Here is a 15,724-nt window from a genome sequence, read left to right as displayed (position 1 = left end):
CGTCATATTGCTAATATGGCGGTCTGTTTTCTGTGCTGGTAACCCGAATTGCCGGTTATGGTCGGCCAGATAAAATTTCCAGTGCATGCGACCGAAATTCGCGATTGTACAAAACAATCGTGACCCAGCTTGACGCAATGATGAACGCAACCGGGTGATAAAACCACGCCAGGGCCGACAGGGCGAAAAAATAGGCCCGAATGCCCCGGTTAAAGTTATGGGCCGACATCATGCTCATCCGGGCGGCCTGGGCGGCAACGTTGGCACCTTTGCTGTGCGACGGGTCGGGGGTGGCGCCGATCAGGATCGAACAATAGTTCGACAGGCGAAAGGCCCAGGTGAATTTAAAAAAGGCATAGACAAAAATCAGCATCAGAAAAACAACTTTGCAATTCCACAGCAAAACTGACGATGCGGCGGCATAGGGCAGGGCGGAAATCAGTTCGATGCCTTCTTTGCTGTAGCCCAGCAACGCCCCCAGACCGACCAGCACCAAAATAGTGGTCGATGAGAAGAAGCTGATCGCCGTGATAAGATTTCCGGCAATGGCGGTATCAATCATGCGCAGGTTTCGCTGCAACATTTGTTCCATCCAGCGATGACGGTTGCGGGCCATCAGGGCTGAAATGCTTTTACGTCGCCGGGCACTGCTATCGGCATAAAATGTATAGCCAATCCACCAGCACAGCGCCCAGATCAGGGCCAGTCCGTCATGCAATGTTGTCGTTGCCATTGTTATTTATGATCCCCTGATTTTTGCGCAGTATTTATAGCATTGCTTCGCCGCAATGGCTGCGGTGTTTCTACTCGCGGTAATGTGCGGTTCCATTTATATTATTGGCATTGCCCTTGCGACGAAGATTTGGTGAAATAATTGGCCGATGGGTTGTTTTCTGGCCAGATTAAGAGTATCAGCGGCGCAAATTTAACGGAGTTAAAGTCCCATGAGCGACCATGATAACGACCTTGACGGTGACGATCTCGAATTGGCCGAGTTTGAAGCCCAGACCGAAACCCTGATCGATGAGGGTCGTAGCACAGAAGATGTGTTTGAATTCGTTGGGTATATGAACATCAATGAAGTTGGCACACATATGGTTGCCGCCGAAATGGTGCTTAACGAAGACGAAATCGACCAGATGAGCAAGACCCTGCGTCAGCTTGATGTTGATTTGCGCCCGCTTGGCGAACTGACCGGGGGACTTAAAGGCGGCGAAGATGTGAAACGCGCGCTTGCGGCCTTGTTTTTGGAACTGGTCGAGCTGTGCGAACTTGATGACGATGATGAAGACGCGGGCGAGCTGAGCGAAGAATCATTGTTGTTGCTGAACTTTATCAAGCGTTTTAACCCGCAGATGCGCCGTTTGACCGTTGCGCTGACCGACACAGACGATGATGACGTTTCGTGTGAATATGAAGTCGCCGACTGGTAAAAGATCATTCGTGGGCGTTGAGCCGTTGCTTGCGCAATTTCGATAAATTGACTACGCACAAAGGCAGCATGTAACAGCATGCTGCCTTTTGTCTTTTGCGGAGCTTTGTTGTGACCCCTGATATTGCGGTTTCCATCATGGACGGTGACGATGTGGCACAGGGTGAACAGCGCCTTGCCACGTATCTGGCGCGCCATGCCAATGGTGAGGATCCGATGCCCAAGGCCGCGGCCCTGATGCGCTGGATTATCGATCATCAGCCAGATTTCGCATCCGTTCTGAACCATGATCTGAAAACATGTCGCAAGATTGTGTATGATTTCAGCCGCAATGGCGACGTTGTAATTGGCGGCACCAGCGACCCGGCCCGCCAAACGGACCTGATGTTTGCCCAGATGGCTGCTGCCAACGCGCCGGTCGGGGTTGGGCGTTATCGCGAAGACCGCATTTGTTATCAGTCGCCGCAATTTAAAAACGGTGGCGAAGCCCGAAGCCAGCATTTGGGCATTGATCTGTTTTTGGCGGCCGGAACCCCGGTTTTTATGCCGCTTGACGGCGTGGTTCACAGTTTTGCCGATAATAATTTACCGCTGGATTACGGCCCGACCATCATCATGGAACATAACCCGGCGCCGGGAATTACATTTTGGACGTTATACGGCCATTTAAGCCGCGATTCGCTGGATGGCCTCGTGGTTGGCAAGGCGTTTGCCAAAGGCGACGAACTGTGCCGGTTTGGCGATTATCCGATCAATGGTGACTGGATACCGCATCTGCATTTTCAAATCATTTTTGATCTGCTGGGCAAAAGCGGCGATTATTTTGGTGCCGCCAAACCCTCGCAATGGGATGTGTGGGAAGCCATTTGCCCCAATGCCAATCTGATTTTGCAAATGCCCGAAGATGTCACTGCCAGCCGGGACGGTATTTGAAATGATGCAACCACGGCTGAAAGCAGGAATTTGGGTGCGGGGGCAAATTGCGATTTGCCAGGCCCAGAGCATTACAGCGATGGTTGTTCATAAGGGAAACGAGGATGCCGGGGCTGTTCTGGTTAAGCTGAACCATTTCGCCAATGGCTGTTTTGTTTATTCCCGTGTGACGACGATGGACGGTGACCTGGGCTGGATGCAGGTGGCCGGTGGCGGTGATGGCGGGCGCGAAACCGAAATGCAGTGCGATGAATATTGCCGCAAGCAGGTTTCGTTTGACCGCGATGTCTGGGTGGTGGAAATCGAAGACCACAAATCGGCTTATGAACTTGACGCGCCAATTGTTGAGTTTTAGACATAAAAAAGGCCTGCAAGTGATTGCAGGCCTTTGATTTTAAGCGCGCAAGATCAGGCGGTGCGCTGCAAGATATGATAGCCGAAATCGGTTTCGACGACGTCCGATACAGTGCCAACTTCCATGTTGAAAGCGGCCTGGTCAAATTCGGGAACCATCATGCCACGACCGAAAGTGCCAAGGTCGCCGCCCTGCTGGCCGGACGGGCAATCGGAATTGGCTTTGGCCAGTTCGGCAAAATCGGCGCCGTCATTGACCTGGGTTTTCAGATCCTGGATCTGGGTCAGGGCTTCTTCTTTGCTGCGCGATGCGGTCGAGCGTGCCGAACCGGCATACATCAGCAAAATGTGCGAAGCGCGAACTTGTTCACTCATGATTTTTCCTTTCGATCCGGCCGCCATATTGGTGCAAATGGCCGGAAATCTGCAAAATTTCGAAAATATGGGAATTGCTATAAATCACACTTTCCCATAAGCCTTGTGGCTTGTTACGACAAAATGACCTGTGATGAAAGAGAAGAGGCTCACAAATGCTTGCTGTTGTTTCCCCGGCCAAGAAACTGGATTTTGAAACACCGGCACCGGAGATGCCTGTTACTCAGCCGGTGTTCCTCGATGATGCCGTTGAACTGGTTCAGGTTGCGCAGAAAAAAACACGCCGCGACTTGATGAATTTGATGCACATTAGCGAAGACCTGGCGGAATTGAACGTGCAGCGTTTCGCGCATTTTTCAACACCTTTCACCCGTGATAACGCCAAAGCGGCTGTTTATGCCTTTCGCGGCGACACCTATGTCGGACTCGATGCCGATAACCTGACATCGGATGATCTGGACTGGGCAGAAAACCATTTTCGCATGCTGTCGGGTCTGTATGGCATTTTAAAGCCGCGCGATCTGATGCAGGCTTATCGTCTGGAAATGGGCAGTCGGCTTGAAAACGAGCGTGGCAAAAATTTGTATGAATTCTGGGGCGAAAAAATTGCCCGTCATATAAACGAGATCACCAAAAACCATCACAACAGAACATTGGTCAATCTGGCCTCGAACGAGTATTTTAAGGCCGTTAAGACCAAGCTGATCGAAGGACCGGTCATTACGCCGGTGTTTAAAGAGATCAAGGGCAACACGGCAAAGGTTATCGGGTTTTCGGCCAAGCGCGCCCGTGGCATGATGTCGCGCTTTATGATAAAAAATCGTATCGAGGCCCCTGAAGACCTGAAATCCTTTGATATGGACGGGTATGTTTACCGCGACGATCTGACGCAGGGAAATGACTGGGTCTTTACGCGCACCCACGAATAGGGTAGTGCCCGTTTTCACACTCCATCCACAAACGAAGTGAGCGACCAGATGAGCGACGATCATCTAGAGCAGCCCGACGACGAAAACCATATGCCCGAAGCCCACCCGTTTTCGGGTTATTTGCGGCAGTTTTTTCGCGGACCGGGCCGTTCTCGCAGCCTGACACGGGACGAGGCCTTCGATGCCTTTTCCATGGTTCTGCGCGACGAGGTCGATCCGATCCAGTTGGGCGCGTATCTTTTGATGTTGCGCTATCGCGGGGAAACCCCGGACGAACTGGCCGGTATGATCGAGGCAGTGCGCACCATTGCGCGTCTGGAGCCTGATGAAAGCGATGTGCCTGCGGCCTGCCATCCGATGCTGGACTGGCCGTCTTATGCGGCGGGGCGTACACGGGGCTTGCCCTGGTTTGTGCTATCGGCGTTGTTGCTGGCGCAAAACAAGGTGCCGGTCCTGATGCATGGCTATAATTCGCATCTGATCAAAGGGGTTGGCACCGAAGCCGCGTTCAAGGCATTAAAGTTGCCCATCGCAATGTCCGCCGAAGAAGCCCGATCAGATATTGAAAGACACGGGATTGCCTATTTGCCCCTGCGCCATATTCACCCGAAATTGCAAGAGCTGATCGGCCTGCGCCCGCTTTTGGGCTTGCGCAGCCCGGTGAATACCCTGTTGCGGTTGTTAAACCCGTTACAGGCCAAGGCGGCGTTTTTAGGGGTGTTTCACCCGGCCTTTCTTGATGTGCACCGCGAAACCGGCAAATTGCTGGCATTGCCGCGCATTGGCGTGATTAAGGGTGGCGGCGGCGAGGCAGAGCGCACCCCGTACAAGCATGTTGATTTACGTTTGCTTGATAATGGCGTTCTCAGCGATTTGCGGTGGCCTGCGGCACTGGCGCGCAGCGAAAAGCCCGAAGATGATGCCCCCCCTGCGAAAATGGAGCATTTTATGGGCGTGTGGCGCGGCGAGATCGAAGATATAGATGCCATTGCCAAGATCAAGGGCAGTGCTGCCATGGCGGCTTATCTGGCGGGCAGGGCCGATTATATCGACGAAGCCGAAAGTCTGGTCGAAGGATGGTGGGCAAACCGCAAAATCAAACGTCAGCGTTAAGTCTGCGCGCCCCGCCCCCGGTTATTCTGATAAATGAAAGCAGGTGTTGCGATTTTGCGCGCACACCTGCTTTTTTATTAAAACGACGAGCCCGGTTGTTGCAAAAACACAATTTCTTCCGGGGTTGATGGCCGTCCCAATATGTCGTTGCGATGCGGGTAACGGCCAAAACGGTCAATGATCTGTTTGTGACGCTTTTCAAAATCCAGATTGTTTTCCAGCCCCGGTTGATCAAACAATGTCAGGGCGATGTCATGGATGGTTTCTGATTCCGAATGCATATAGGGCATATACAGGAATAGCTTTTCTGATGCGGTTTTCAAATCTTCATCCGCTTTTTGCAAGATAGCTTCCTGTGCCAGAACCAGCGCGAGTGTATCGCAGGCAAAGGCCTCGGCCCGGTCGCGGAACATATTGCGGGAAAACTGGTCGAGAACGATGATTTCGGCCAAGCGCCCGCGTGCTGTTTCGCGCCAGTGAAAAAGCTCGCCAACCCGCGCTGCCGCATGAAAATCGGCAAAACGTTCGTTAATGTGGTGGTCCAGCGCGGTATCTTTTTCGAACCACTGTTTGGGGGTCAGTTCGGTGAACCAGAAATTTAAAATTGCGTCCGGAGTCATGATGTTTTCCCTGCTATGGTGTTTTTGATTGTTTCATCCCCGGAAATCAGGTCGCCATTGTGCAGCGTCACCTTGCGGGTTGCAACCTGATCAAGGAACGACCGGTTATGTGAAATAATCACCATCGCCTGGGGCAGGGCTTGCAAAATGTCGGTCAACCGGCTTTCAACCGTTTGGTCCAGTCCGTTGGTGGGCTCGTCAAGCAACAGGATATCGGGTGCCATCGCCAGCACCGTTGCCAGCGCCACCAGCCGTTTTTCCCCACCCGATAACTGGTGGGTGATGCGGTTTTCAAAACCTGACAAGCCAAGATCAGCCAAGGTTTTATACGAAATTTCAAGCGCTTGCGCATCGTTATAGCCCAGATTTAACGGGCCAAAAGCAACATCCTCGATCACGGTGGGGCAGAAAAGCTGATCGTCGGAATCCTGAAACAGCAAGCCGACCTTGCCGCGAATGGCACTGAAATCCTTTTCGGTTTTGCAGGTTTTTTGCAAGATTTCGATGGTACCGGTTTGTGGGGTTTGTAACCCCATCATGATATGAAGCAGCGTGGTTTTCCCGGCTCCGTTTGGTCCGGTCAGGGCAATTTTTTCGCCCGGTGCCAGTACGAAACTGGCGTGGTTTAGCACAGGCTTTGTCGGCGAAAATGAAAAACAGATGTCGCGCAGCACAATCAGAGCAGGGGCGGACATAGAACCTCCAGCGTGATCAGGGCAGCCAGCAGCACCGCCATAACCAGCAAAAATATGTAATCGGCTTTTACCGGGTGCGACAGGTGGGTGAAATGAAAATGCCCGTGAAAGCCGCGGCATTTCATCGCCCATACAATGCGTTCGGACCGGTCATGCGCACGCACCAGCAACATTCCCACCAGATACCCCATCATTTTCCAGCTATGCCGGTTGCTGCGCAAATGAAAGGCGCGGGCACGCATTGCCTGGCGCAAACGTAAATATTCATGATGCAACACGTCGATATAGCGCACGGTAAACATCAGCAATGTTGTCAGCTTGGTCGGCATATACAGGCCCATCATGCCACGCCCCAAATCTGTACTGCCCAGCGCCCCCAGAAATGCCATCACCATGAAAATAACGGCATTGGCCTTCAGGCCGATCATGATCGCCTGGTTAATGCCTTGTTGTGATGCGGCGTGGCCCCACAGGGTAAAAACCGTATCGCCGGGATAGGTAAAGGGCAGCAACAGCAGGGTTGCAAAAATAAACCCGTCCATCGCCAGCACCCGGCGCAGTGTTTTGCGCCATTCAGGCAGCGACAGTGCCACCATGACTGCGGCAGCAACGATAGTCGCCACAACGGCCTGCCAGCTTGCGGCGGAAACAACAAAAACGGCGAAGATGATGGTGCAGATAATGCGAAAACGCGGGTCGACAGGGCCAATCATCCCGGTTGCTGTATTCTGGCTGGCGGGTGACAGGACGATATGGCGGCTCATTGCGGCTTGTTCGATATTTTCTGGCGCGCTTGCCACCAGGCAATCACGCCAAAAATACCAATGATAATGCCAAGCCCGCCGACGATATCGGAAAAACGAACCTTGTCTTCATAAGCCACAATCTGTTCGCGTAGCGGGTTTACCTGCTTGGCAACGGCGTGGCTTACCAGCTGCGAAAGCTGTTCTGGCGTTATCGAAATGCGTTGTGAGGCCGCATTTTCACCCGATCCGGATGCGGACGTGTCGGGAGCCGTAGAAAAGGAGGCTACGGTGTCCGAAGACCTGTCAGCCGGGTTAAGGGCAACAACAATTTCGGCCACGTTGCTGGACGCCTTTGGCAAAGCGTCCGAAAGCTCGGATGATTTAAGCAAATAAGATGCGGCATGGCCGTCGCCGGTATTGGCGCGAATGACATAATCATCGAGATGATCCACCTGAAAACGAAATTCGCCATTGGCGTTGGTTTCGCCCTGCAGCAACATTTTGCCAGCACCGTTTTCGACCGACAGCTTTGCATGTTGCGGGCGTGCGCCACCGCCGAAATAGGCATAACCTTCAATGATATTGCCATCCCCCAGTGCAAAAACATGAAAACTGTGTGCCTTGGCGGCACCGGGCAGGGCGAGCATGACAATCGTCAGCACGGCAAGCACCAGCGCCATAAGGGCGCTTTGGCGCAGGCGGGTTTGCAGGCGGCGAGGATGCACAGCGAATGTCGCGGTCATAAATCAGGTCGCCATGCTGGTGGTCGGGATTGAGAGCAAAAGGGCCGGGCGAACCTTTTTGATCAGGCCAAAGGCCGCTGCTGTCAGGAAACCTTCAACAACCATGATTGGAATATTGGTGACAAAAACCAGCCGTGCAGTTGCGATAAATTCCTGCCCGCTCAGGGCTAGCGACACCCCAACCATAACCGCACTGAGCATAATGGCGAAAGACCCGGCAAGGAACGCCGTAATCATCATGGTGCGGCCCTCTGTGCGGGCAAGTATTGGCCCAAAGACCAGCCACACAACAATCGCGGGCAGGGCCATATTGACGGTATTAACCCCCAGAACCGTGATGCCGCCAAACCCGAAGAAAACAGCCTGTAACAGCAGGGCAATAAACACCGCCGGAACCGCCGCCCAGCCCAGGATCAGCCCCAGCAAACCGTTCATGATCAGATGAATGCTGGTGGGGCCGATGGGCACATGAATGAGGGAAGCGACGAAAAAAACAGCACTGAGCAATGCAATACGCGGCATGTTTTCGATGGAGACCTGTCGTAAACCAAAGGCAATGCCAGCCACTGCAATGACTGCACCCGCAACCACGACCTCGGTTGACAAAACACCATCCACAATATGCATCGGGTCGCCCTTTACTGCGCTGGCCGCAATTATGACCAGACGGGTTTATCATCGCGCAAATATCGGGGGGAAAGGTGCCATAACGGCGGAAAGGATCGACACGGCGAGGATGAGTTACACTGGTTCCCTGCCGTAATCGCGCCGTTCCACCGGTACACCCCGCCCGATACAGCTTCGACGATCAAGGCAGGTTTCCTGGCTTGCGATAACAATTTTCGCCTTCCCGGAATGCTCCAGTGGCCATTGAAAATTCTGGTCGCTTACAGTTGCGGGGGCAGCTACGGCATGGGTAAAATTACGGCACCGTATTCCCTTTTATCCGGGCGAACCCGGATCACCTTGATCAAGCAACAGCGTAGCGGCGAAAGACGGTAAAAGTCAAGCGCCACCACGCTGTTTTTCATATTTTTTATAAAAATGTATGACGCAAGATAATCTGACAATATATTGTTTTTAAATGGTTTATTCGTCAATTATTGCGTCATGAATTTTGATTGCATGAAAAGGGATGCTTATTTGTTCGCGCCGATGGGATCATCGGTTTTAATCCACAAAACACCCCCGCGTTCAACCGGTGCATTCACTTTGCCATCGGGGCTGGGCAGGGTGCCATCCTCGATCAGGGCTGCAAATACCCACCAGCCAGCCCAGGGCGTGGTGTAGGAAAATGTGCCATTGGCATCGGCCTTGATGATCTGGGTGGAAAAGCTGCCATTGGGCAATTTAACGCTGCCGTCATTGCGAAATTCCACTTCGATTTCGGCAAAGGGAACCGGTTCGCCGTTATGTTTGACAATGCCGCGAAAGCTGTTGCCGGCCCACAGGCCATAGGGGCGCGACAAAGGTTCGATTTCGACGGGAAAGCCGACCATCTGGTCCCAATCGCTGCCATCGCCGAAGGCATCAATCACGGTTTTGGTGTATTGGACGATGTATTTTCCTTCGGCCGGTTCGTAATAGGGTTTGGGTTCAACGTAAAAAACATACCCGGCGGGTCGTGGTAAAATAACATCCGCCTGATAGGCCTGTTTGCCCGCGACATCGTTGCGGGTCAACTGGTCCAGAAGGTCGGTTTTCTGACCGTTGACCTGCATGCCAAATTGAACCGGCTGCGCCATTTCCATTGTTGGCCCCATATCTGTGGGATGGGTGAAAACCATATCAAAATGCACGTCCTTGCCCGTGTTCTGATCCACCACATTGGTGTTGGGGATCAATTCCTGAAAATGGGCCTGCGCCGCCCCTGACAGACAGGAAAAAACAGCAACGCTGGTTGCGAATGTCAGGCATACCGACGGTTTAAGGAATTGCATCATTTTACCCTTTCTGATGTGGGGAGATCGCGTGGACAGCAGACGCTAATTTTATCAGAATGTTTCGTCAAGTGACTGAAATCACTTTTATCATAAAAAATAAAAAATCGTATGAAATTTTATCGCGCTATGTAATTGACTGTATTGTTGCCGAAATTTTACCCTTTGAATGCGGCGTTTATCGGTGCCGGGTAGATGTTGTTGTGGTTTCCCGCATGAGGCGCAGGTGGTAGGGTTTGGTAGGTTGTCGGGTAGCATTCGGGTGAGTGTTTTGACTCAAACCGGTTAAGCCTGCATGAAATTTGCCAACAGCAATTGACGGGATCAGGGGAGCGACAATGTTGCGGATGATTTATGTGACGCCCGATGGCGGGCATCACTGGGTGGATAGCGAATGGCGCGATACGAAAACATTGCGCGCCGCCATCGAGGGCAGCCAGCCGGGCGATTTGATCCGTTTGTTGCCGGGGAACTATTTCCTGCCCGAAGCCATCGACATGCCGCGCGACGGCACCGCGGCCGAACCAATCATTATTCGCGGGGAGCATGGCGCGATCATTGACGGGCGTCGCCCGCCAGACCCGGAGGTTTCGGCCACCAGCCCCGGCGCGGCGCGTTATGCCGCATTTCGCATGGTGAACCGGTGCCATATCCGCCTGGATAACATCCGGATAGAACGATGCTGGCCCAGTGCCGTTTACATGGAAAACAGCCACCATCTGACCTTCAAGGACATGCAGATTGTGGGCGGAACTTATGCCTTTTATGCGGATGGCCCTGCCTGTCGGCATTTAACCATTGTTCGGTGCGACTGGGTGCAAGACGACAGCCTGTGGCGCTATATCAACTGGGCGATGGTCCATGACGGTGAACTGGTACCGGGCGAAAAGGCACCCTATCGTTATTTGAATGGTGCGTTTTTTGGCAGCAACAATATTGCCGGGGATGTGGTTATTCGCGGCAACGATATTCGCCATTGTTACAATGCGATCCGGCTGGACCTGTCTGATGAAAATCAGGATGCACCGTTGGGTCAGTTCAATTGCAATGTCGTGATCAGCAATAACCGGTTTTCATTTGTGCGCGACAACCCGGTGGAACCTGAAACCGTGGCCGTGAACTGGTGGGTGACCTATAACCAGCTTTACAACTGCCATAAATGGTTTTCCCAAGATGGCGCGCAGGGTGGATTCTGGTATTATTTTGGCAATCGCGGCTGGTTTGATTCGCGGCCGGGCCCCGAAGGTGACGACAATAATGGCGGGGCTGTTTTCAAATTTGGCAAAGACCCCGATGCCTTGCCGACATTACCGTTTGAATGTTTTCACAACAGTTTTTATCTGCGCCAGCAATATGTAAAAAAGGGCACCACGCGAAACTGGCGCCACCGTCGCAATGCCATTGGTTATGCCGATAGCAGCCAATTGCCCCCGGGATTAATGACGCCGGATCAACCGTTTCTGGGCGAAGATCTGGTTTTATCGGCTGCTGACAATGTGTCGTTTGACGGCGATATCTGCAACCACCCGACATTCCCCGAAATATTTGACAATTATCCCGGCGTTTATCTGGGCGGTACACCGGTAAGCGGCGAGGTTTTTCGGGCGGGCATTTGCGGTGATCTTGCACTGGTGCCCGGCAAGGCTGAACCCTTTGCCCAACCGCTGGCCGTTGGCATGCCCGATGGCACGGTTTGGCATTCGGCCAACGGGTTGATGCCAGGGGCAATCGACGGGAACGGCCTGTTTGACGGCCCCAAATATCGCCCGATTGACCGTGAATATCTTCGGCAGTGTTTGGAGAATGACGATTGTGACGACTAGGACGGCATTCGCGTCAATTCGATGCCTTCGGGTTTGCTGCTAACGTTAGCGTAAATTTATTGACTTTGACGTTGGTGTGGGGTGATGCTGGTGATTGGGTGTCTTAAGCATAAGAAGAACAGATGAACGATAAGCTTTACAGCATTACAGAACTTGCCGACGAGTTTGAAATCACGCCCCGGGCTATCCGTTTTTACGAGACCAAGGGGTTGCTGTCGCCGCAACGGGCAGGGGCGACGCGCGTATATAATTATCGTGATCGCGCACGGCTGGTTCTGGTTTTGCGGGGCAAACGACTAGGCTTCACACTGGAAGATATCAAGGAATATATCGACCTTTATGATGCCGACCGCAGCCATGCGGAACAATTGGCACATTTGATGCTGGTCGGGCGCAAACGCATTACCGAGCTGGAACAGCAGCTTGACGACGTACAAACAACATTGGGCGAACTTCGCAAAATAGAATCCGAAGCCGCCGATGCCTTGCGCAAGCGGGGCCTGGACCCGGAAGAATCACTGCGTGAAATCAGCAAAAAAATGCCAGTGAAAGCTGGTGCCTGAACTGCCGCGTGAGAGTTGGCCTGACATAAAATCCCCCGCCAGACTTTCGTTTGGCGGGGGATTGTTTGTTTGAAATGGTTTGGTGTTACGCGTGCGGTTTGGTCGGCTGATCCAGCGGCAAGGTTACCTCGAAGACTTCTTCGTCTTCCAGATATTTGCGGGTAAAGCCCAGTTTTTCACACAGCGTGAGCATGCGCCGGTTATTGGGCAATACCTGACCAATAAAGGTGGCTACACCCTTGGCACGGCAAAATTCGATCATTTTTTCCATCAGGATCCGGCCAAGGCCGCGCCCCTTGATGTCGGATCGCACCATGACAGCGTATTCGGCATGTTCATTGTTCGGGTCAATTGCCACCTGCACAATGCCGTGAATATCGCCCTGCGAGGTGCCGTTAGGAACGGTGGCAACAAAGGCCATGGCGCGGTCGTAATCCAGCTGGGTCTGGCGGGCCATTTCCGAATGCGGCAATTCCCGCACTGAGCCAAAGAACCGGAAATGAATGTCTTCCGGGGTCAGCTTGGACATGAATGCATAGTGTGCCGGTTCATCTTCAGGTTTGATCGGGCGGAGCATGTATTTTGTGCCGTCTTCAAGCACAATTTCCTGTTTTAAATGGCGCGGGTAAGGGTGAATGGCCAGTCGTTTGTCGTCGCTTACGACTTTCGGCGTCACCTTGATGCGGGCATCAAGGGCGATCACGCCTTTCTGGTCAATCAACAGCGGGTTCATGTCGAGCTCGACCACTTCACCCAGATGCACCACCAACTGCGACAGGCGCACCAGCGTCATATAAAGCTCTTCCAGGTTTACCGGCGGCACATCGCGATAGCCCTTTAACAGGTTATAAATGCGTGTGCCTTCAACCAGTTCGCGGGCCAGCTTCATGTTAAGGGGCGGCAATGCCATGGCGCGGTCGCGCACTACTTCCACTTCCACACCGCCGTGGCCAAACAAAATCACCGGGCCGAAAATCGGGTCGGTGGTCATGCCGACAATCAGTTCACGGGCGTTCTGGCGTTTGACCATTTCCTGCACGGTAAAGCCGCGCAAACGGGCATCGGGGAACTGCTTGCCAATGTTTTTAAGCATCTTGGTCGCGGCACGATGAACTTCTTCGCCGCTTTCAAGGTTCAAAACAACGCCGCCCACATCGGATTTATGGCTGATATCATCTGACAGAATTTTAAGGGCAATCGGGAAGCCGATTTTTTCAGCAGTGGCAACCGCTTCTTCGGTAGTTTCAACCGACAGGGTTTTAACTGTGTTAATCCCGTAACAATCCAGAACGGCCTTGGCTTCGGGTTCGGTCAGCATGGTGCGGCCGGAATGGATGGCCAAATGAATAATGCCGCGCGCCTTGTCGATTTCCGGGGTGAAGTCCTGGGGCACTGATGGTGGTGTTTCCATCAGCAAATCCTGTAATTTGCGATAATTCACCATGTGCTGAAAGGCGGCAACCGCCTGTTCGGGCGTGTTATAGGTCGGAAGGCCGGCTTCGTTAAACAACACGCGGGCTGGGGCAACGGTGGCTTCGCCCACCCAGTTGGTCAGAATGTTCTTTTTGCTGGTCTTAACCTGTTCAATCACCCCGCGGGCCACCTCGACCGGGTCGGTAATGGCGGTTGGGGCATGCATGACCAGCAGGCTGTCAATATTGGGGTCGGCCAAGACCATATCGATGGATTTGGCATAACGTTCGCCCGGCGCATCGCCAATAATATCAACCGGGTTGGCGTGGGACCATGTATCGGGCAGCACACTGTTAAGGTTATCGATGGTCGATTGTTCAAGATGGGCAAGATGGCCGTGGCGTTCGATCAGGGCATCGACGGCCAAAACGCCAATCCCGCCACCATTGGTGATAATACCCAGTTTGTCGCCGCGAAACGGTCGCATGCGCGACAGGGTTTCAGCCGCCGAGAACATTTCGGCGATGGTATAGACCCGCAAAACGCCAGCGCGTTTGATGGCGGCATCAAATACATCATCCGCCCCGGCCAGCGCGCCGGTATGCGATGCGGCGGCGGCGGCACCCTCGGCAAAACGGCCAGATTTAATGCACAGGATGGGTTTGTTGCGTGACGCGGCACGGGCGGCGGAAATAAAGCTGCGGCGTTCGTGGATCGATTCGATATACAGCATAATCGCGCGAGTATCGGGATCAGACCCCAGATAGTCAATTACGTCGCCAAAATCGACATCATCGCATTCGCCCAGCGACACGAAATGCGAAAACCCGACCCCGCGTGCGGCGGCCCAGTCCAGAACTGCTGTGCAAAGCGCACCTGATTGCGAGACAAAGGCGATTTTACCCTTGCTGGCACTTTGATGGCTGAAGCTGGCATTCAGGCCAATCGGCGGGACCATCAGCCCCAGGCAGTTTGGCCCTAACAGGCGCATTTTGTTGCGTGTGGCAATTTCCAGCATCATTTGTTTGACGCTGCGGGTTTCATCATGCGGTGTGGAGCCCAGGCCCGCTGTTAGCACAATGGCGGCCTTGCAGCCTTTGCGGTCCAGACATTCCATTACCGGGATAACGGCCGCTGGCGGCACGCAAATCACGGCAAGTTCCGGCACCACGGGAAGGTTTTCAACATCGGGATAAGCCAAAACCCCGCCGATGGATTGGCTGCGCGGGTTAACCGGCATGATCGGCCCGTCAAAGCCGCCAGCCAGCAAATTGCGCATGATGACCTGCCCAACCGAATGCGGGCGGTTGGACGCGCCAATAACGGCGACTGACGACGGCTTGAAGAGGTGCTCTAGGTTGACTGTGCTCATAACCGAATTCCCGCTTTGCTGTCTGAATGGACGCCGCGCCAATCTGTGCGCTATGTGACCTGTTTTCGGTTCAGAATGACCCGATCAGAATAACTGTATTTCGCAGGTGCGGAAAATATGTCGTCTGGCGTCAATTTGCCTTGTTCTGAATCAAAACCGCGACAGGCTTCACATTTCTGGAACAAAAATTGTTCTTTAGCAGGGTGAAGTAACACAGGCTGGAATGCAAACAGCTTTAGTGCAAATGCCCGTCAGGGGCGTGATCCAGGTCATGGCGTTCGGATTCTTCAAGCCATTGTTCAACTTCTGCTGCACCGCCCATCGCAAGGGCAATGGCGACGTCGTTATGAACATGTTCAAGGCTGTCAAACATCGGGCACCAACCAAATGCCTGTATTCTTTCATCGGTGGTCGAGGCAATGGTGAAAAGATCGCCATCGATCGGATGGACCGTGCCGTGAATAACGTCGTTGTCACCGACAATCAGCCAGCCATCGCTTGACCCGCCAAGTGTGCCCAGTTGAACTTTGCGCAATTCAATTTTTGCAATTTTCATTGGTGTTTCCTTTTGGTGGTCGCAACGCATGATAGGGAAGGCTTGCAAAAAGAAAAAGGGACCGAACAAAACGTTCGGTCCCTTTTTAATTGGCTCCGGCAGCAGGACTCGAACCTG

17 protein-coding genes and 1 riboswitch are annotated in these 15,724 nt (G+C 53.2%); of the genes, 7 read left to right on the top strand and 10 right to left on the bottom strand.

Annotated features, from left to right (window positions below):
• Window positions 1–55 precede the first annotated feature (55 nt).
• Complete coding sequence (locus TMES_RS20515; RefSeq protein ID WP_085586085.1) at window positions 56–733, bottom strand: DUF599 domain-containing protein; 678 nt, start codon at window positions 731–733, stop codon at window positions 56–58.
• Between the two features lie 211 nt (window positions 734–944).
• On the opposite strand from TMES_RS20515, the gene TMES_RS20510 reads away from it, so the two are divergent.
• The 3 genes from TMES_RS20510 to TMES_RS20500 all read left to right on the top strand — a co-directional run bounded on the left by TMES_RS20510 (window position 945) and on the right by TMES_RS20500 (window position 2,720).
• Complete coding sequence (locus TMES_RS20510; RefSeq protein WP_085586083.1) at window positions 945–1,433, top strand: hypothetical protein; 489 nt, start codon at window positions 945–947, stop codon at window positions 1,431–1,433.
• A gap of 110 nt (window positions 1,434–1,543) precedes the next feature.
• The gene (locus tag TMES_RS20505; protein WP_245835533.1) at window positions 1,544–2,365 is read left to right on the top strand and encodes a peptidoglycan DD-metalloendopeptidase family protein; all 822 of its coding nucleotides are present in this window, start codon (window positions 1,544–1,546) and stop codon (window positions 2,363–2,365) included.
• Window position 2,366: 1 nt separating this feature from the next.
• Window positions 2,367–2,720, top strand: a complete 354-nt coding sequence (locus TMES_RS20500) for a DUF1491 family protein (protein ID WP_245835532.1) — start codon at window positions 2,367–2,369, stop codon at window positions 2,718–2,720.
• Window positions 2,721–2,773: 53 nt separating this feature from the next.
• Here the strand turns inward: TMES_RS20500 and TMES_RS20495 are convergent, their stop codons facing one another.
• Entirely contained in the window at window positions 2,774–3,094 is a 321-nt protein-coding gene (locus tag TMES_RS20495) for a peptidylprolyl isomerase (RefSeq protein WP_085586082.1), read from the bottom strand.
• A gap of 155 nt (window positions 3,095–3,249) precedes the next feature.
• On the opposite strand from TMES_RS20495, the gene yaaA reads away from it, so the two are divergent.
• Both yaaA and TMES_RS20485 read left to right on the top strand, forming a co-directional pair.
• Window positions 3,250–4,023 (top strand): peroxide stress protein YaaA, encoded by a 774-nt coding sequence (gene yaaA, locus TMES_RS20490; protein WP_085586080.1) that lies wholly within the window; start codon window positions 3,250–3,252, stop codon window positions 4,021–4,023.
• Window positions 4,024–4,071: 48 nt separating this feature from the next.
• A complete protein-coding gene (locus TMES_RS20485; RefSeq protein ID WP_085586078.1) occupies window positions 4,072–5,136 on the top strand; it encodes a glycosyl transferase family protein in 1,065 nt (354 codons plus the stop codon).
• Window positions 5,137–5,213: 77 nt separating this feature from the next.
• Here the strand turns inward: TMES_RS20485 and TMES_RS20480 are convergent, their stop codons facing one another.
• The 6 genes from TMES_RS20480 to TMES_RS20455 form a co-directional block, all read right to left on the bottom strand.
• Entirely contained in the window at window positions 5,214–5,756 is a 543-nt protein-coding gene (locus TMES_RS20480; protein ID WP_085586076.1) for a DUF924 family protein, read from the bottom strand.
• A complete protein-coding gene (locus tag TMES_RS20475) occupies window positions 5,753–6,451 on the bottom strand; it encodes an energy-coupling factor ABC transporter ATP-binding protein (RefSeq protein ID WP_085586074.1) in 699 nt (232 codons plus the stop codon). Before TMES_RS20475 ends, TMES_RS20480 begins: the two co-directional genes overlap by 4 nt.
• On the bottom strand, window positions 6,433–7,251 hold the full coding sequence (gene cbiQ / locus TMES_RS20470; RefSeq protein ID WP_158091283.1) for a cobalt ECF transporter T component CbiQ: 819 nt from the start codon (window positions 7,249–7,251) through the stop codon (window positions 6,433–6,435). Before cbiQ ends, TMES_RS20475 begins: the two co-directional genes overlap by 19 nt.
• Window positions 7,212–7,940 carry a hypothetical protein gene (locus tag TMES_RS20465; protein WP_085586070.1) on the bottom strand — a complete coding sequence of 243 codons (729 nt, stop codon included), beginning with the start codon at window positions 7,938–7,940 and terminating at the stop codon, window positions 7,212–7,214. Before TMES_RS20465 ends, cbiQ begins: the two co-directional genes overlap by 40 nt.
• Window positions 7,941–7,943: 3 nt before the next feature.
• Window positions 7,944–8,567 (bottom strand): cobalt transporter CbiM, encoded by a 624-nt coding sequence (gene cbiM / locus TMES_RS20460; RefSeq protein ID WP_085586068.1) that lies wholly within the window; start codon window positions 8,565–8,567, stop codon window positions 7,944–7,946.
• A gap of 168 nt (window positions 8,568–8,735) precedes the next feature.
• A riboswitch (cobalamin riboswitch) is annotated at window positions 8,736–8,924 on the bottom strand.
• Window positions 8,925–9,079: 155 nt separating this feature from the next.
• Complete coding sequence (locus TMES_RS20455) at window positions 9,080–9,883, bottom strand: DUF4198 domain-containing protein (RefSeq protein ID WP_245835531.1); 804 nt, start codon at window positions 9,881–9,883, stop codon at window positions 9,080–9,082.
• Window positions 9,884–10,218: 335 nt separating this feature from the next.
• Here TMES_RS20455 and TMES_RS20450 point away from each other — a divergent pair, with 335 nt between their 5' ends.
• Both TMES_RS20450 and TMES_RS20445 read left to right on the top strand, forming a co-directional pair.
• Complete coding sequence (locus TMES_RS20450; RefSeq protein ID WP_245835530.1) at window positions 10,219–11,703, top strand: right-handed parallel beta-helix repeat-containing protein; 1,485 nt, start codon at window positions 10,219–10,221, stop codon at window positions 11,701–11,703.
• Window positions 11,704–11,825: 122 nt separating this feature from the next.
• Entirely contained in the window at window positions 11,826–12,266 is a 441-nt protein-coding gene (locus TMES_RS20445) for a MerR family transcriptional regulator (RefSeq protein WP_085586064.1), read from the top strand.
• An 85-nt stretch (window positions 12,267–12,351) separates the two neighbouring features.
• Here the strand turns inward: TMES_RS20445 and TMES_RS20440 are convergent, their stop codons facing one another.
• Together TMES_RS20440 and TMES_RS20435 are read right to left on the bottom strand one after the other, a co-directional pair.
• Window positions 12,352–15,051, bottom strand: coding sequence for a bifunctional acetate--CoA ligase family protein/GNAT family N-acetyltransferase (locus TMES_RS20440; protein ID WP_085586063.1), 2,700 nt, complete (start codon window positions 15,049–15,051; stop codon window positions 12,352–12,354).
• 235 nt (window positions 15,052–15,286) lie between these two features.
• Entirely contained in the window at window positions 15,287–15,607 is a 321-nt protein-coding gene (locus TMES_RS20435) for a hypothetical protein (protein WP_085586061.1), read from the bottom strand.
• Between the last annotated feature and the right edge of the window lie 117 nt (window positions 15,608–15,724).

The sequence above is a fragment of the Thalassospira mesophila genome (assembly GCF_002115755.1).
In the GTDB taxonomy this organism is placed as follows: Bacteria; Pseudomonadota; Alphaproteobacteria; order Rhodospirillales; family Thalassospiraceae; genus Thalassospira; species Thalassospira mesophila.
This window is presented reverse-complemented; position numbering and strand designations above follow the sequence as displayed.